This window comes from Bartonella sp. AA83SXKL, assembly GCF_042196965.1.
Classification (GTDB): domain Bacteria; phylum Pseudomonadota; class Alphaproteobacteria; order Rhizobiales; family Rhizobiaceae; genus Bartonella.
Genome location: NZ_JBHIRG010000005.1, coordinates 41643 through 59215, shown reverse-complemented (window position 1 = coordinate 59215; position 17573 = coordinate 41643). Strand labels below are relative to the sequence as shown.

The following is a 17573-nucleotide window of genomic DNA, read 5'->3' as shown; positions in this document are numbered from 1 at the left end:
AAGGATTAATGTTTTTCATCCTCTTGGAGGTAGCCTCCTTTACGCATACTTGGGACAAAGAGAAGAGCAATGAATGCCATGATCATCACGACGGTTATATAAAAATAAAAGAGTGATTCATGACCGTACTTTTTTAATCCAAGCGCAACGTATTCAGCAGAACCACCAAATAAGGCGTTACCAATGGCATGAGAGATGCTAACGCCTAATGCGCGTATTGAAGAGGGAAACATTGCTGATTTTACGACACCAGAGATGGATGTATACATGCTCATAATGAAGAGCAAGCCAATAATGACGGAAAAGGCAATCCATATATTATGCGTATTACCGATTATCCAGAGTCCAGGAAATGTAAAGATGACAGAGAGTATACTCCAAATGATAAGTAAAGTTTTTGTTCCAATTTTATCGGCTATGATACCAGCTATGGGTTGGAATAGGATGAAAATAAATAGTACAGCTGTCATAATCGTTGTTGCGGTATGTTTATCAAAGCCGGTGGTTGTGATCAGATATTTTTGCATATAAGTCGTAAAGGTGTAAAATGTGAGTGATCCTCCTGATGCAAAGCATGCAATTATGACAACTGCTTTTGTATGCTTGGTGAGTAGTTCCTTAAGACTGCCAGAGTGTTTGTGAGAGCGGCTTTCTTTCGTGGTTGTTTCGTGGAGAGAACGACGCAGATAAATCGCAATCACTGCTCCGAATCCACCAATTACAAAAGGAATGCGCCATCCCCATGCTTTTAACTGATCTTCAGAGAGATAAGATGCTAGAATAAATATAATGAAGCTGGCAAGAAGTTGACCTGTAATAAGGGTGGCAGATTGGAAAGAAGCAAAAAGCCCACGATGTTTTTTGAGGGCAACTTCGCTCATATAAGTGGCTGCTGTACCATATTCACCACCTGCTGAAAGTCCTTGCATCATCCGAGCTAAAAGTAAAAGGATTGCTGATGTTATTCCTAAGGTTTCATAGGTGGGAAGTATGGCGATGAAAAAAGAGCCACCACACATCATAAAAATGGATATAAGCATCGAGCGTTTACGTCCATAACGATCGGCGACAAACCCTAAAAACCAAGCTCCAATAGGGCGCATAAGAAAGCCAATAAAAAACACACCCGCGGTTTTTAACAGTGGCGTAATCGTATCACCATCGGAGGGAAAGAATTGTGATGCAAAATAAATTGATGCAAATGAGTAAACGTAAAAATCATACCATTCTACGAGATTTCCTGATGCGCTTGCTATAATAGCAAAAACACGTTTTCTTGCATCCTGTGATGCTGAAGTTGTTTCATTTTTCATGAATTGTTCCCCTTTTGGATTTATAGTTCATATTTTCTAAACATAATTGTTTATGATTTCCAGAAAAATTCAATTGTATTATAACAATTTCTTAGGGAAACTCTTTAAGATGATTTATTAGAGTTATGTTGTCATTCGTTTTAAGATTTTTACTTGTGTTGTAGAATAAAAAGTTATCATATTGCATTTAAAGGGAGAGAACATTGAAAAGTAGATCAAGATACCTTTAAACTTTATGAGAAGAATGCAATTATTGGAATCATACCGGAAGATCATAGAAGAGATGGTCTTTATGAACAGAAAGCCCAAAAACTGAAAATATTTCATAAAGCTTAAGTAATGTAAAAGGGGATTTTGTGTCCTTACTTATCTTATTGTATCATAACATATCATCATTTAGGAGGGTGAGGTAAGCCTCAGATAAGGTTTTCCGTATGAGGTGTTTTTTAGATATCGTGATAAATATTTAGGGTAGGGCTGCCCATAGAATCTTATCAAGTAAATTACATAAAGAGGCAGTAACTATAGACAATTTAAGAGAAACTGAGTCGTTTGTAAGACGAATGTAGGGCGGGCTTTTCGTTCTTTACTAGGGTGGAGAGGAGATCAAAAAAAGCCCAATTTCTTGGGCTTTTTTATCAAGAAAATAAGTTTAATGAAGTCTATCGTCTTTATCGAGATATCCTCCTTTATCTATATCGGGCATAAGAAGAATAGAGATGAGTGCAATGACCATCATACCAACGATGTAAAAAAAGAAAACAGATTCGTATCCCATATTTTTTAATCCAAGCGCTACATATTCAGCAGAACCGCCAAAGAGTGCGTTGCCAATGGCAAAAGCAAATCCAACACCAATTGCTCGGATTGAAGCAGGGAACAATTCTGCTTTTATGATACCAGCAATGGACGTATAAAAACTCATAACACAGAGTATTCCAATAATAATTAAGAGTGCTGTCCATGGATTATGGGCATTACCGATCATTTTAAGTACAGGAATGGTGCAGATAATGGATAATGCCCCCCAACTAATGAGTGAAGCTCTTGCTCCAATTTTATCGGCTAGGGAACCAAAAAGGGGTTGGAGTAGCACAAAAACAAAGAGGGCGGCAGTCATTATCGTTGTTGCGGTTTGTTTATCAAAGCCCGTGGTTGTGATCAGATATTTTTGCATATAAGTGGTGTATGTATAAAATGTGAGTGATCCACCAGCTGTAAAGCCAACAACCAAAAAGAAAGCTTTTTTATGATTGCGAAAAAGTTCTCGAAGACTACCAGCATGTTTTTCAGAGCGGCTTTTGTGGGTTGTTGTTTCATGGAGCAAACTACGCAGATAAATTGCAACGATTGCTCCAAAGCCACCAATCACAAAAGGAATACGCCATCCCCACGCTTTTAACTGATCTTCAGTAAGGTAAAGGGCTAAAATAAATATTATAAAACTTGCGAGAAGTTGACCTGAGATCGTTGTTGCATATTGAAAAGAAGCAAAGAGCCCGCGACGATTTTTCGGTGCAACTTCGCTCATATAAGTTGCTGCTGTACCATATTCACCGCCAACGGAAAGTCCTTGAAACATACGGACTAAAAGGAGAAGAAATGCTGCTGTTATTCCCAAGGTTTTATAAGTGGGAAGTATGGCAATGAGAAAAGAGCCACCACACATCATAAAAACAGAAATAAGCATTGAGCGTTTGCGTCCGTAACGATCGGCAATGCAGCCAAAGAGCCATGCTCCAATTGGACGCATAAGAAAGCCAATAAAAAAGATTCCTGCCGTTTTTAACAGTTGTGTAACAATATCTTCATCTTCAGGAAAAAACTGTGATGCAAAATAAACCGATGCAAAGGAGTAAGCATAAAAGTCGTACCATTCTACCAGATTTCCTGATGCGCTGGATATGATAGCAAAAATACGTTTCCTTGTATCATGTGGATCTAAAGTTGTTTGATTATTCATGAAGTATTCCCCTTTTAGATTTATAACTTTTCTTCTTTTTAAAGCTATTTACGATGTGCATTATAAAAACGCCATTGTATCATGATAATTTTTTAGGGAAACATAAAGATTTTTTCTAGAGCTATCAGTGGTGTTTTGGGCTCATGGTGTTGTTATATTGCGTAAATCATACGCTTTTTACTATCCTTAAGGAAATATTATTTTTTGTTTGATTGTGAATTATTTGCATATGTAGAGTGTTTATGAAGATATGATACTCTTTAGTTTATATGCTTGATGTTGTTTCGTAAAATGATGTTATTGACTATTGCATGCAAGGTTGGTGTATCTGTTAAAATACTTTTTATGAATGATCTTAAGTGTTAAGGGGGAGTACAATATTAAGAGTTCATCAATAATATAATGATAGCGGCTTGCACTTTTATTAATTATAAAGAGAGTAGTGCCCATGTTTATACTTTACGGGGCTTTTACGTTATGTCATTCACGAGTGCCGTTGTGAAATGGAGTTGGGTGCATTGAGAAATGTTTCTCAAAAAAGTGTGTGAATTCATAATATAATGGTATTTTCTATTTTTCATGAAAGGATTTGTGTTGCATGAGGGGTACCATTAAGAACGTATTAAACAAAATCATGAGTGTAATCTTTATTATTGATAAAATTTCTTGAAAGATAATCACTTGTCTTCGACTTTGAGTGGGAATGGGAATATTAAAATAAATCAAACGTTTTTTATCTTCAGTGAACTAAATTCAGCAAAAGAAGTATTTATTACATAATAATATGAAGCCATTTATTTTTATAAGCGGTGTGCGCAGGAGGGAACATTGCTTTTTTAGAGTGTTTGAAGGGATAAAAAAATTGTGAGCTTTAAACTGCTATCGGAAAGGATATAAAAAAAAGCCCAGAATACTAGGCTTTTTTGTTAAAATCCTTGTTTGTTAACATTAAAGGTTAATGAATATCGTCTCCTTGTAAATACCCTTTTTTGCGAGCATCTGGCATTAAGAGAACAGCGATGAATGCAATAATCATCATGCCGGTTATATAAAAATAGAAGACAGATTCATATCCAAGATCTTTTAATCCAAGCGCGACATATTCAGCAGAACCGCCAAACAGTGCGTTGGCAATAGCATAAGAGAGCCCAACTCCTATTGCTCGTACTGAAGCGGGAAACATTTCTGATTTTACAATGCCAGAGATAGATGTATAAAAGCTCATAATGCAGAGCATTCCAGTAATGACTGATAAAGCAATCCATGTACTATCAGTACTACCAATCATATTAAGTCCAGGAATGGTAAAGATAATAGATAAGACACTCCAAATAAGGAGTGAAGTTCTTGTTCCAATTTTATCTGCAAGAGCACCAAAGAGGGGTTGGAGTAACATGAAAACAAAGAGTGCAGCTGTCATGATTGTTGTGGCTGTATGTTTATCAAAGCCAGTGGTTGTGATCAGATATTTCTGCATGTAAGTCGTATAGGTGTAGAATGTGAGCGATCCTCCAGCTGTAAAGCCAATAACCAGAAAGAAAGCTTTTCGGTGGTTGCTCAGAAGTCCCCTAATACTACCAGCTTGTGCACTAGAACGACTTTCTTTGGTCGTTGTCTCATGGAGTGTGCGGCGTAGATAAATCGCAACAATTGCTCCTAGTCCACCAATGGCAAATGGAATACGCCAGCCCCACGCTTTTAGCTGATCTTCGGTGAGATAAAGCGCTAAAATGAATATAACGAGACTGGCTAGAAGTTGACCACCAATCAGTGTGGTATATTGGAAAGAGCTAAAAAATCCTCGGCGATTTTTGAGGGCGATTTCGCTCATATAAGTTGCTGTTGTACCATATTCACCACCGACAGAAAGCCCCTGAAGCATTCTGAGTAAAAGTAAAAGAATTCCTGCTGTCACTCCAATGGTTTCATAGGTAGGAAGTAGGGCGATTAAGAACGAACCACCACACATCATAAAAACAGAGATAAGCATTGAGCGTTTGCGTCCATAACGATCGGCAATGAAGCCAAAAAGCCATCCGCCGATTGGGCGCATAAGAAAACCAATAGCAAAAACACCCGCCGCTTTTAAAAGTTGCGTAACGTCATTGCCATCTGAGGGAAAGAATTGTGATGCAAAATAAATAGATGTAAAGGAATAAACATAAAAGTCATACCATTCTACTAGATTACCTGATGCACTGGACACGATAGCCCAGATACGTTTTCTTGTATCATGTGGTTTTAAAGCTTCTTGTTTTTCCATAGTCGATCCCTTTATTTCATGTTCATCCATCTTTGTTCATTTATGTCATTTTTTTAGAAGCTGTCTATAGTATTTTATCTTTTGCATCAAAAATTTAGTCAGATCATGATAATTTCTTGTGTAAGATGTTTTTGGAAAAAGATTTGAATTATCTTTGTACGGATTTTACAGTTTTTATTTTCTATAATGAGAAGAATCGGTCATAATAGCCCTATGAAATCATATCTTGCTCTTTTATCTCACGTTTTAAATCAGGGTATTGATCGGACAGATCGAACGGGTGTTGGAACGCGATCTATTTTTGGGTATCAGATGCGCTTTGATTTACAAGCAGGATTTCCGTTGTTGACAACAAAGAAACTACACTTACGTTCAATTATTTATGAACTTTTGTGGTTTCTTAAAGGCGATACAAATATCGCTTGGTTGAAAGAGCATGGTGTGTCAATTTGGGACGAGTGGGCTGATGAAAAGGGAAATCTTGGTCCTGTTTATGGTTATCAGTGGCGTTCTTGGCCTGCTCCTGATGGACGCCATATTGATCAAATTAACAATCTTTTAACGATGATTAAGGAAACGCCAGATTCTCGTCGCTTGATTGTGTCAGCTTGGAATCCTGCATTAATAGAGGAAATGGCGTTGCCTCCGTGTCATTGTCTTTTTCAATTTTACATTGCGGAGGGGAAATTATCTTGTCAACTTTATCAGCGTTCGGCGGATATTTTCTTAGGTGTTCCATTCAATATTGCATCCTACGCATTGCTAACGATGATGATTGCGCAAGTAAGCGGTCTTAAAGTAGGCGATTTTATTCATACTCTGGGAGATGCTCATCTTTATTCTAATCATTTTGAACAGGCAAAATATCAATTGTCTCGTATACCAAATGCTTTGCCATGTATGCGCATAAATCCAGCGGTAACAGATCTTTTTTCTTTTCAATTTGAGGATTTTGAGTTGCTTAATTATGAAGCACAACCCCATATTAAAGCGCCGGTAGCAATATGACGATTTCCATTTGTTTAATTGCTGCTGTTGCAGAAAATGGTGTTATCGGTCGTGAAGGTGCAATGCCGTGGCATTTATCGACGGATTTGCAACGCTTTAAAGCTTTGACGTTGCGTAAGCCCATTATTATGGGAAGAAAAACTTGGGATTCTATTGGGAGACCTTTACCAGGGCGTACAAATATCGTCATTACGCGTGATTGTACCTTTTGTGCTGAAGGGGCTGTTGTTGCTCACTCTTTATCGCAAGCTTGTTCTCTTGCAACAAATGTTGCTTCTCAAAATGATGTAGAGGAAATTTTTATTATTGGTGGGGGTGAAATTTTTCAACAAGGGTTGCATATGGCTGATAAAATATTCCTTACAGAAGTTTTAGCTTCTATAGAAGGTGATAGTTTTTTTCCTGTTTTTGATAAAGAAAAGTGGACTATTGTGCAAACACAAGATATTCCAAAAGGGGATAAAGATAGTCATCCGACACGTTTTGTTGTTTATGAGCGGAAATAATTTTTTGTAATATGAAGTGGAAGGGTTTATCAGTTGTATTGTAATGAGGTAAGAGACACCCTATAAGATCAAGCAAATGGTTGGTGTTCGAGTAGTGGTAATCAGTTAAAGAGGTGATAATGCCCTGGACAAATCAAAATGGTGGTGGCCCGTGGAGTGGCGATAAAAACAGTGGTGACAAAAAAACACCAGCTAAGAATCTCTTTGGTTCTGGTGGCGGTAATGGTGGTGAAAATGGTCCTAATCTTAATGAAATTTTGCGCAAAGGGCAGGATCAGTTTAAACAATTCGGGAGAAGCAGTTTTTCTGTTTTATTCCTTCTGCTTATTGTGTTTTTTTGGCTATACCAGTCAATTTATATTGTTCAGCAAAATGAACAAGCGGTAGAGTTGCGCTTTGGCATCCCTAAAGAAGGCATTATTGGTGATGGGTTGCATTTTCATTTTTGGCCAATTGAGACCTATATGAAAGTACCTTTAACGGAAAAAACAATCGCGATTGGTGGGAAGCCCGGTCAGGCGCAACAAAGTGATGGTTTAATGCTTTCGAGTGATCAAAATATCGTTAATGTTAATTTTTCCGTTTATTATCGGATTTCATACCCTAGTCAGTTTTTATTCAATGTGAATGATCAAGAGGGAACTGTCCGCCAAGTTGCTGAGAGTGCAATGCGTGAGGTCATTGGTTCGCGGCCGGTTGATGATGTTTTACGTGACAAGAAAGAAGAAGTTGCTAATGACGTTAGAAAGATTATCCAGTTGACTGTGGATAAATATCAACTTGGTGTCGAAATAAGCCGTGTTTCTATCAGTGAAGCTGCTCCTCCGACAAAGGTTGCTGCTGCGTTTAATTCTGTTCAGCAGGCGGAGCAGGAACGTGGAAGAATGATTGAAGAGGGGAATCGTGTGCGTTTTACGAAAATTGGTTTAGCAAATGGTGAAGCTTCACGCACACGGGAAATCGCAAAAGGTGAAAAGGCACAAATGGTTGAAGAGGCAACAGGGCGTGCTGAACGTTTTCAGGCGATAGCTCGAGAGGCTGCGATTTCACCAGAAGCTGCTCGCTACCGTCTCTACATGGAGACGATGGGGCGGATTCTTTCTTCACCAAATAAGCTGGTTCTTGATCAGGCAAATTCTCCAGCGATGCCTTATTTGCCTTTGAACGAATTGTTGCGTAGCAAGTCATCGGAAAAAGTAAAGGCAACATCAGCGCGTCCTGCGTTACTCTTAGATTCTCGTATTTCTGGAGGAGATTAATTATGCAGCAATCTCGCTTTTTGTTTGTTTTTAGTGCTATAGTGTTTGTTTTGATGATTTTGTGGATGTCCGTTTTTATCGTCTATCCTCGTCAACAGGTAGCAATTAAGCGTTTTGGACAAATTGTTCAGGTAGAATCTAATCCTGGAATCTATTTCAAGGCGCCCTTTATCGATAAGATGATCATTGTTGATAATCGGTTATTGCGTTACGATGTTCCTACACAATCTGTACAGGTTCGTGGTGGTGCGTATTATGAGGTGGATGCGTTCTTTATTTACCGTATTACAGATCCTAAGTTGTTTTTACAGCGCATTGCTTCTGGGCGTCCACAAATTGCGGCACGTGAAAACCTTGCACCACGGTTTATTGACGCTTTGCGTGCTGTTTATGGTAAGCGAGAATTTAAAGCAGCCTTATCGGATGAACGAGGCGCGATGATGGCTGAAGTACAGAAGCAATTTTCTGTAGATGCAGGTTCGTTGGGTATTGCCATTGTTGATGTGCGTATTCGTAAAACCGATTTGACTGATGCTGTTTCAGAAGATGTCTATCGGCAAATGGCAGCTGAACGTGAAGCTGCTGCGGAAAATATTCGGGCCCGTGGTCAGCAGGAGCGAGATCGTATTGTGGCAGAAGCTAATCGTGAATATGAAGAAATTGTAGCAGCTGCAAAGCGTGATGCTGAAATTACCCGTGGTGAAGGTCAAGCTGAAAGTATTCGTCTTTTATTGAATGCGAGGGAGGCTAATCCGTCTTTTTACGATTTTTGGTTGGCGATGGAACAATACAAGAATTTAGAGAAAACACCGATGGTGATTTCTCCAAATGAGGATTTCTTTTTCTATTTTCGTAATCCGCCGCAGGCAAATAAAGCATTCTTACCGACAATGAATACTGGCCTCAGTAAAACTGATCCAAAATCGGGAGAGAATAGATAAAATAATGGATTGCAGATACGAGATTTTGCATGAAAAGAATGATCTGTGACCATTTTCTTTTATGGTAAAAGTGGTAGAGAGTATCGAGCCGTGCTGGTTTTCCGTATATAAATTTAGTGGGGCTCTTTGCATCTTTGATTAAAGGCATGTCATGGATAGAAGTGTCGTGAGTAAAAATACGTTTTTAAAGTTTTTTATCACAAGAGTTGTTTTTTGTGTGACTTTGTTTCTATCAGGATCAGTGAGTTTGTCTTGGGGAGCCGAGACAAGCAAGGCATTGCTTTCTATTCCTGATTTAGCTTCTGAGCTTTTGGAAACAGTTGTGAATATTTCCACGGCGCAGACTGTTGAAGGAACAGAACAGGATGCAAACACCTCGGTACCCGTTATCCCAAAAGATTCATTGCTGGAGGAATATTTTAGTGATTTTTTTATACCCAAGGATGGTCAAAAAGATAGTCAATTTCAAAAGGTGCGTTCTTTAGGGTCTGGTTTTGTGATTGATGCGCAAAAAGGGATTATTGTTACAAATTATCATGTTATTGTAGATGCTGATGATATTGAAGTTAATTTTACGGATGGTACAAAACTAAAGGCAAAGCTTCTTGGAAAGGATAGCAAAACTGATTTGGCGTTGCTTCAAGTCGATGCAGGAAGTAAAAAATTAAAAGCTGTGCGTTTTGGTGACTCAGAAAAAGCACGTATTGGTGACTGGGTTATGGCTATTGGTAATCCTTATGGTTTTGGTGGAAGTGTGACGGTTGGTATTATTTCTGCACGTAACCGTGATCTTAATGCTGGTCCCTATGATAATTTTATTCAAACAGATGCAGCAATTAATCGGGGCAATTCTGGTGGTCCGTTATTTGATAGAAATGGTGAAGTCATTGGCATTAATACAGCAATTGTTTCACCTTCGGGAGGATCTATCGGTATTGGATTTGCTATTCCATCGGATATGGCTCTTTCTGTTATTAATCAATTGCGTGATTTTGGAGAAATAAGGCGTGGTTGGTTGGCTATTCGTATTCAGCCGGTAACAGAGGATATTGCAAAAAGTTTAAAATTGGACAATGCTGTGGGAGCATTGGTGGCTGGTAAAATAGAACAGACGGAAGAAAATAATGTAGATAATAGCCAGTTACAAACTGGAGATGTTATTCTTTCCTTTGGTAATTCCAAAATTAAGCATGCACGTGATTTGCCGCGTTTAGTTGCAGAAAGTTCAGAAGGAAAAGTGGTGGACGTTACTATTTTACGCAATGGGCAAGAAGAAACAGTAAAAGTTAAGCTTGGACGTTTGATTGAAACAGATCCAAATGAAGATACAGAAGAAGTTGCTGATAAAAAAAATCAAGATCTGTCGAAAAACGTGACAATGCAATTTATGGGAATGACGTTATCTGAACTGACAGAGGATTTGCGTCATCGTTATTCAATTTCAGATAAACTTCGAGGATTAGTGGTGACAGCTGTTGCACAAAATAGTGCAGCGGATAAAAAGCGTATTCGCGTTGGTGAAGTGATTGTTGATATCAATCAGAGTTCTATCACAACAATTGATGAGGCTAAAAAACGTATTCATAAATTACGTGAAGCTGGACGCAAAAATGCTCTATTTATTGTAGCGCGTCCAGATGGAGAGTTACGGTTCGTAACGCTCCTAATGGATTGATCCTTAAAAATTATTTTTTTGTTTTTTATCAGCCTTAGTAATGGGATATTTTGCAAGTCAGGCATGTGATGTCCAATGTTTCTCAAGCTCATTTCACGATAGAGAGCATGGGGTGTGCAATATAAAATCCATTGGGCAGCTCTGTTTCTACGTTAAATAAAAGTACAAGTTGGTACCATCATAGATTTGCTAGTTTCCAATCTTGCAACAGCCTAGACTTTGAAATGCTGCATAAGAGATCTATGTTTTGTGTTTAAGTCAATTATTATTATAAATAATGTTTTATTTAGTGAGACTTTTAGTCCTTTGTGATTGTACTTTATGTGCTATGGAGAACGTTTTTTTTCACTTCAGTTTGAAAAAAACTATCTTAGAGAAAAATCATATTAGACTAAATTAGTTATATATATTTACACCTTTCTTGGTGATGGATGAAGAAATAGTTATAAAAAAGAGAGCGTGAAGAAGACAATTTCTAAATCTCCTACTATAAATCAGATTAGTATACTGTTTTTATAGGAAAAAATAAAGCTGTTTGATTGTATAGGTTAAGCTCAGTATTATTTTCATAAATGATGACAAAGAATATGTTTGTTTTTAATGGACTAACGGACAGAATGATTATGGCTGTAGTTTACTATTGAACTATGATAGCAAAAATGCTTGGAAATTCCTTTGGTGTTGTTATTAAGCCCATTTTTATAAATTTCATAGGGGGCTTTGGTGGTGTCTGCATGTTGCAATAAGTTATTGATTGGGAGAAATTGCTATTCATGACACAGAGAACAGTTACATTAATAGCGGGGCCAACGGCAAGTGGGAAGTCAGAACTTGCCTTGCAAATGGCTCAAGAAAAGAATGCTCTCATTATTAATACTGATTCAATGCAGGTTTATGATGTTTTAAATATTTTAACGGCACGGCCGGGGGAGGCTGATACCGCGATTGTTCCCCATTATCTTTATGGTCATGTGAGTCCTACTTTGAATTATTCAGTAGGGCAATGGTTGTGTGATGTCGAGAAGCTATTGGCTATTTTTTCTTTAAGATCAGTTATTTTTGTTGGTGGGACAGGACTTTATTTTCGTGCTCTTTTAGAGGGGATTTCGGAAATCCCTCATGTTCCAAATGTTGTGCGGCAGAAGTGGCGTTTGCTGCTTGATAAAGAGGGACCTGAAAGTCTTTATCGCCAGTTGTTGCAGATTGATGCTGTTGTTGCTGAAAAAATTTCTTCGCACGATAGACAGCGTATTGTACGTGCTTTGGAAGTTTATGATGCAACCGGTAAGACGCTCAGTTGGTGGCAGAAACAAAAAACAACACCTATCATTGCGCCGAATTTGACCGAAAAAATTCTTCTCATGCCACCACGTCCTCTGCTTTATGAACGTATTCATAAACGCTTGGATTCTATGATTGAAAGAGGAGCTTTAGAAGAAGTGGTGGCTATGAAAAAACTTAAACTTTCCTCTTCATTACCAGCAATGAAGGCTATTGGTATACCTGAGTTTATGGCTTATTTGGATGGATATAGAAGCTTTGAGAATGCTCTTGAAGCGGTGAAAATACAAACGAGGAGATATGCAAAAAGACAAATGACATGGTTTCGTAATCAATTTGATGAAGAATGGGTGCTTACTTTTTGATAAAAGAGTTAGAGCTTTGCAAAGAAACTTATCGAAAGATAAAAGATAATTCGTGAAAAAGAATTTTTTTAGAAAATATAATTTTTTATTGACGAATGGTATCAATGGAATTAGAAATCTTCCTACAAGGAATTTTTTATATATTTTATACGTTGGCATAATGGGGGTAATCATACAGTATGTGTTGTGTAATGGGCTCCTTTGGGGGCTTTTTTTATGAGCTCCGTTAGGGGCTTTTTTATTGTCCTATAAAGTAGGTGAGTGGGAAAAATGAGAAATGATCCAAGAAAGCAAGAGAGTGCAGATGGAAAAATAATGTCGGGCGCTGAAATAGTGGTTCAAGCTCTTATAGATCAAGGCGTTGAACATATTTTTGGTTATCCTGGTGGGGCTGTTTTGCCTATTTTTGATGTTCTTTATCACCAAGATACACTCCAGCATATTTTGGTGCGCCATGAACAAGCCGCAGGGCATGCGGCTGAAGGCTATGCACGCAGCACAGGGAAGGTAGGGGTTATGCTTGTGACTTCTGGTCCAGGGGCAACGAATGCTGTTACACCTTTGCAAGATGCTCTTATGGATTCGATACCTCTTATTTGTTTTTCTGGGCAGGTGTCAACAACGGTGATTGGAACAAATGCTTTTCAAGAGGCTGATACAGTTGGAATTACAAAGCCTTGTACGAAGCGTAATTGGCTGGTTAAAAATGTCAATGATCTTGCGGCTATTATTCATGAAGCTTTTTTTCTTGCTCAATCAGGTCGTCCTGGTCCGGTTTTGATTGATATTCCTAAGGATGTTCAATTTGCTTCAGGATTTTATAGAGCACCTCAAGTTCAGGAGTTTTTACATTCTTTTCCATCGATGAAAGGGAATACTAAGGCTATTGAATCTGCCGTTTCTCTTTTAGTTGAGGCAAAACGCCCTATTATTTATTCTGGTGGTGGTGTTATTTCATCGGGGATGAAAGCTATACAGCTTTTACGTAATTTGGTTCAATTGGGGGATTTTCCGATTACTTCAACATTAATGGGACTTGGTGCTTATCCTGCTTCCGGTAAAAATTGGCTTGGAATGCTTGGAATGCATGGAACCTATGAGGCTAATATGGCCATGCATGATTGTGATGTCATGTTAGCTGTTGGAGCACGATTTGATGATCGTATCACGGGGCGCCTTGATGCATTTGCACCTCATGCGCGTATTATTCATATTGATATTGACCCTTCTTCTATCAATAAAATTGTAAAAGCAGAAGTTCCAATTATTGGTGATGTGGCTTGTGTTTTAGGAGATATGACGCAACTCTTAAAGATACAGCAACCAGCGTTTAACAGTGAAGTCCGTGAGGCGTGGTGGACGCAAATTAACCGTTGGAAAGCTCGTAATTCATTGGCATATGCGGAGAAAAAAGATGTCATTATGCCGCAATATGCTCTTGAACGACTTTATGCTCTTACCAAAGATGCGAATGCTTATATTACAACGGATGTCGGGCAGCATCAGATGTGGGCAGCGCAGTATTATTATTTTGATGAACCAAAACATTGGATGACTTCTGGTGGTCTTGGAACGATGGGGTATGGTTTACCTGCTGCTATAGGTGTTCAAATAGCGCATCCTGATACGCTTGTTGTGTGTATTTCTGGTGATGCCTCCATTCAGATGAATATTCAAGAGCTTGCAACAGCTATTCAGCATGACACACCGGTGAAAATTTTCATTTTAAATAATCAGTATATGGGGATGGTTCGCCAGTGGCAGCAATTGCTGCATGGTAATCGTCTTTCTCATTCTTATACGGAATCTATGCCTGACTTTGTAAAATTGGCACAAGCTTATGGAGCCGTAGGAATTCATTGTTCAAAACCCGATGAACTTGATGATAAAATTCAGCAAATGATTGACTGTGATAAGCCTGTTCTTTTCGATTGTCGTGTTTATCATTTAGAAAATTGTTTTCCTATGATCCCATCAGGATGTGCCCATAATGAGATGTTATTACCCGATGAGGCAAGCGAAGAAGCTATTGCAAATGCTATTTCTTCTGAGGGAAAGATTCTTGTATAAAATGAATATATTAATAAAATAGTGAAGGATGGTGATGATGAAGTCTTTGGAGTCTTCATCTCTTTCTCTTCTTTGTGGAGAGTTTCTATTATCCTTAGAGCTCATTTTATGATTTTCATTCTGTGTTTAAAGACATGGGGTGTATTATTATTTGTTCATCTAAAAAATGTTATAAGTCGTGTGCCCAATTATGTTTGAATTTATTTGTACGCGATGTTTGTTTTTTTAATTCATATGTTCACATTAATAGCTATTTCGTTGCATTTTTTAGATAATACATTGAATTATCTGTTATAAATTAATTATGTTGTCTCATATATGAAAGATTCCATCGTGCAAGAAAAATCCACTGTGCTTGAAGGGTGCAACCATGCAAACCGTCATACTTGTGAAAACAATAGAAAAGTTTGTCACTATGTTTTGATTTCGCATTATGAAATTACTTCAAATCGCTCTTTCAAGGGCTTGGTAGGAGAATCCCCCTAGCGGACTGAAGGAAGGGAAAAAATAACAAAGATCAAATACAGCCATGGAAAATCAATTGGCCACCATAGCTTATAATCAGGTATGATTATGTGGGAGAAACCTATACATATGAGGTGTGTAGTCAATATATAAACCAGAATAATACTCAACACCATATCATTATCAGGACATTAACATTGAAAATCAAATACTCTTTCTTTTATTTGTTCTACATATCTATGATTCCATAAATCTGCAGACACAAACACTCTTTGAATCCACCGCATTGGATTTTTATAACGATCAAATGATCCAGAAAATTTATCTCTAGAGTGTAGAGCCATTCTGTTATCAATGTATAATAATCTTCCTGGTTGTACATCAATTCCAAAAGATACAGCCTTAATAGCTTCATAAAAATGATCTAAAGCTTCCTTGGCTTTTTTTGACTGTGGTTCTAACATGCCTGGATAAAAAACAGCGCTGATATCTGGGAATTCACCGTCCCCTTGAACGAGGGGTACTTTACTTGTAGAGGTTACCCCATTTTTTCTCCATCTATAGAGAACATTAATTATATATAAATTATCCCTTAAGCTCCTCAAATCCTCCTCATTTAAAAGTTTTAGAGCGAGACGTGCATCAGATATTCTCGTTAACGGGCCATCAACATCATTGCGAACACCAGATAAAAGGATCACTTTAGGAGATAAATTTAAACCTCTTATAAATTTTAGTGCAGCATTTTCTATATGAAAATCTAACTCAACTTCAGATCCTAATCCTGTATAATCTTTTTTATTATCCTCTAAAGGAACTAGGTTGTTTACTATATGTTCGCCTTCAAATTTAATTGAATAAGGCTCTCCGATTAATAAAGAAAACATCATAATTAAATTTTCGCTAATATAGCCACTTTTACAAGACGCATCTAAATTATAAGGATTAGGTGACGTATTAATTTGTCTATCAATTGGAAGGTTTTCAAAGATTAAATATGCTCTAGGGGTAATAGACATCTTTTGATTCATAAGAATTGTCAATATTCTATGGGGTAGCAGCGAAAATGCTATTTTTTTAGCTTAACCGAATATTCAATACCACCGTATGGATCATAAATAACATGGTCCAAAGCCTCCCAAAGTTTGTCTCTTTCGAGATTGCTCAACTCAAAAGTATTTTCATTTATCATTATAATTTCCTCCCCAATTATCTTTCCCTACTTTCTTATTAAGAAAAGTGAAAAAATAATAATTAAAATTAAAATCAGCCATGTTAGTACATAAGTGTCTGTAAAATCTTGGATTAATCCAAATAATGGTGGAGCAGTAATAATTGCGATTTGATTTATAGACATTGCTAACCCCAGAGAAAAGCCAACGCTTTCTTTTGGTGAAGAGTCTACAATATAGGCGACCCAAGGGCCATACCATCCCAATCCAAAAAAAACTAACCAAGCAGATAAAATAGTTAAATAAATTATGGATCCACTCATGCCTAAAATTAATATTAAAAATCCAAAAACGACTGCAATCATGCAAAACAAGACAGGAAAAAATCGTCCTTTTCTACAATGATCACTCCACGCTGCTAAAATAATTCTTCCTAAGGCACCAGAAGCCTGTGAAACAAAAAACAAATAAGCACTTTTATTTAAGGACAGCTGATAGATTCTATAAAAATAAATCGTTATAAAAATGGTTAAAACATATTGAACGATCACAAGTGAAACGCCTGAAAAAATAATATTCTTCATATGTGGTGCAGTTAACATCGCAAGACGAGACTTTACATTTGCATAGAACGAAACTTTTGCCTTGCTTTTTGGAACGATAGCGACAACTTTTGCTGGTGCGTGATAAAAAATAATAAAGATACATCCCCCTAAAAAAGAAACGATGGCACCGACCAAAAACGCACCTTGTATGCCATAGACAAGCGCACTTGCAGGAAGAACCATCCCAGCTAATGCCCCACCTAATGGTAGCCCCGCTTGCCTTATTCCCATTGCAAATCCGCGTTGCGATTGTGGAAACCATGCAGAAACAGATTTAGCACCACCAGGTTGAGCAGAGCTATAAAATCCCCCTACAATGAGCAAACAAACCAAAAGGGAAATATAGTTTTCTGCAATTGCTCCCAATAAAAGAGCGATAGAAACGCCGAGTGCGCCAACTCCAACAATATAGCGCTCGTTAAACTTGTCTAGTAATTCACCAGCTACAAGTAATCCAATAATAGGTAGGAACTGCGCTGCTGAAGACAGCAAACCTATTTGAGAGTCACTAAGCGAGAAATCCTTCTTAAAAAAATTCAGCTAAAGGACCAATCCCTTGAACAAAGAAGCAAGCTGATGCTTGAGCGATAGTGGCAACAAGCAATATAATCCATCTATAATAATTCTTTTCTATAAATTTATTATTGCTCACTCAGCCCCCCTCCAATTAAATTGTATTCCAATAAA

General features: G+C 37.7%; 13 protein-coding genes. 7 read left to right on the top strand and 6 right to left on the bottom strand.

What is annotated here, in order from left to right; translation table 11 throughout:
- Nucleotides 1-5: 5 nt before the first annotated feature.
- The 3 genes from ACFINO_RS03895 to ACFINO_RS03885 form a co-directional block, all read right to left on the bottom strand.
- Complete coding sequence (locus ACFINO_RS03895; protein ID WP_375636794.1) at nt 6-1313, bottom strand: MFS transporter; 1308 nt, start codon at nt 1311-1313, stop codon at nt 6-8.
- Nucleotides 1314-1965: 652 nt separating this feature from the next.
- Nucleotides 1966-3276 carry an MFS family transporter gene (locus tag ACFINO_RS03890; protein WP_375632969.1) on the bottom strand — a complete coding sequence of 437 codons (1311 nt, stop codon included), beginning with the start codon at nt 3274-3276 and terminating at the stop codon, nt 1966-1968.
- Nucleotides 3277-4231: 955 nt separating this feature from the next.
- Nucleotides 4232-5539, bottom strand: a complete 1308-nt coding sequence (locus tag ACFINO_RS03885; protein ID WP_375655094.1) for an MFS family transporter — start codon at nt 5537-5539, stop codon at nt 4232-4234.
- A gap of 213 nt (nt 5540-5752) precedes the next feature.
- On the opposite strand from ACFINO_RS03885, the gene ACFINO_RS03880 reads away from it, so the two are divergent.
- The 7 genes from ACFINO_RS03880 (at nt 5753) to ACFINO_RS03850 (ending at nt 14644) form a co-directional block, all read left to right on the top strand.
- The gene (locus tag ACFINO_RS03880) at nt 5753-6547 is read left to right on the top strand and encodes a thymidylate synthase (RefSeq protein WP_273722957.1); all 795 of its coding nucleotides are present in this window, start codon (nt 5753-5755) and stop codon (nt 6545-6547) included.
- On the top strand, nt 6544-7053 hold the full coding sequence (locus ACFINO_RS03875) for a dihydrofolate reductase (protein ID WP_375655093.1): 510 nt from the start codon (nt 6544-6546) through the stop codon (nt 7051-7053). Before ACFINO_RS03880 ends, ACFINO_RS03875 begins: the two co-directional genes overlap by 4 nt.
- Before the next feature lie 119 nt (nt 7054-7172).
- On the top strand, nt 7173-8312 hold the full coding sequence (gene hflK, locus ACFINO_RS03870; protein WP_375632963.1) for an FtsH protease activity modulator HflK: 1140 nt from the start codon (nt 7173-7175) through the stop codon (nt 8310-8312).
- Nucleotides 8313-8314: 2 nt separating this feature from the next.
- Entirely contained in the window at nt 8315-9253 is a 939-nt protein-coding gene (gene hflC / locus ACFINO_RS03865) for a protease modulator HflC (protein ID WP_375628861.1), read from the top strand.
- A 151-nt stretch (nt 9254-9404) separates the two neighbouring features.
- On the top strand, nt 9405-10928 hold the full coding sequence (locus ACFINO_RS03860; RefSeq protein WP_375632961.1) for a Do family serine endopeptidase: 1524 nt from the start codon (nt 9405-9407) through the stop codon (nt 10926-10928).
- Nucleotides 10929-11701: 773 nt separating this feature from the next.
- Entirely contained in the window at nt 11702-12574 is an 873-nt protein-coding gene (miaA, locus tag ACFINO_RS03855) for a tRNA (adenosine(37)-N6)-dimethylallyltransferase MiaA (RefSeq protein ID WP_375655092.1), read from the top strand.
- A 270-nt stretch (nt 12575-12844) separates the two neighbouring features.
- On the top strand, nt 12845-14644 hold the full coding sequence (locus tag ACFINO_RS03850) for an acetolactate synthase 3 large subunit (RefSeq protein ID WP_375655091.1): 1800 nt from the start codon (nt 12845-12847) through the stop codon (nt 14642-14644).
- Between the two features lie 656 nt (nt 14645-15300).
- Here ACFINO_RS03850 and ACFINO_RS03845 read toward each other — a convergent pair.
- The 3 genes from ACFINO_RS03845 to ACFINO_RS03835 all read right to left on the bottom strand — a co-directional run bounded on the left by ACFINO_RS03845 (nt 15301) and on the right by ACFINO_RS03835 (nt 17538).
- On the bottom strand, nt 15301-16128 hold the full coding sequence (locus ACFINO_RS03845; protein ID WP_375655090.1) for a TauD/TfdA family dioxygenase: 828 nt from the start codon (nt 16126-16128) through the stop codon (nt 15301-15303).
- Between the two features lie 200 nt (nt 16129-16328).
- A complete protein-coding gene (locus ACFINO_RS03840; protein ID WP_375655089.1) occupies nt 16329-17378 on the bottom strand; it encodes an MFS transporter in 1050 nt (349 codons plus the stop codon).
- Between the two features lie 34 nt (nt 17379-17412).
- The gene (locus ACFINO_RS03835; RefSeq protein WP_375632953.1) at nt 17413-17538 is read right to left on the bottom strand and encodes a hypothetical protein; all 126 of its coding nucleotides are present in this window, start codon (nt 17536-17538) and stop codon (nt 17413-17415) included.
- Nucleotides 17539-17573: the final 35 nt, after the last annotated feature.

What these genes read in the sequence shown, in the direction of transcription:
- ACFINO_RS03895 (WP_375636794.1), bottom strand. Translation starts at nt 1,313, where the DNA reads ATGAAAAATGAAACAACTTCAGCATCACAGGATGCAAGAAAACGTGTT.
- ACFINO_RS03890 (WP_375632969.1), bottom strand. Translation starts at nt 3,276, where the DNA reads ATGAATAATCAAACAACTTTAGATCCACATGATACAAGGAAACGTATT.
- ACFINO_RS03885 (WP_375655094.1), bottom strand. Translation starts at nt 5,539, where the DNA reads ATGGAAAAACAAGAAGCTTTAAAACCACATGATACAAGAAAACGTATC.
- ACFINO_RS03880 (WP_273722957.1), top strand. Translation starts at nt 5,753, where the DNA reads ATGAAATCATATCTTGCTCTTTTATCTCACGTTTTAAATCAGGGTATT.
- ACFINO_RS03875 (WP_375655093.1), top strand. Translation starts at nt 6,544, where the DNA reads ATGACGATTTCCATTTGTTTAATTGCTGCTGTTGCAGAAAATGGTGTT.
- hflK (WP_375632963.1), top strand. Translation starts at nt 7,173, where the DNA reads ATGCCCTGGACAAATCAAAATGGTGGTGGCCCGTGGAGTGGCGATAAA.
- hflC (WP_375628861.1), top strand. Translation starts at nt 8,315, where the DNA reads ATGCAGCAATCTCGCTTTTTGTTTGTTTTTAGTGCTATAGTGTTTGTT.
- ACFINO_RS03860 (WP_375632961.1), top strand. Translation starts at nt 9,405, where the DNA reads ATGGATAGAAGTGTCGTGAGTAAAAATACGTTTTTAAAGTTTTTTATC.
- miaA (WP_375655092.1), top strand. Translation starts at nt 11,702, where the DNA reads ATGACACAGAGAACAGTTACATTAATAGCGGGGCCAACGGCAAGTGGG.
- ACFINO_RS03850 (WP_375655091.1), top strand. Translation starts at nt 12,845, where the DNA reads ATGAGAAATGATCCAAGAAAGCAAGAGAGTGCAGATGGAAAAATAATG.
- ACFINO_RS03845 (WP_375655090.1), bottom strand. Translation starts at nt 16,128, where the DNA reads ATGTCTATTACCCCTAGAGCATATTTAATCTTTGAAAACCTTCCAATT.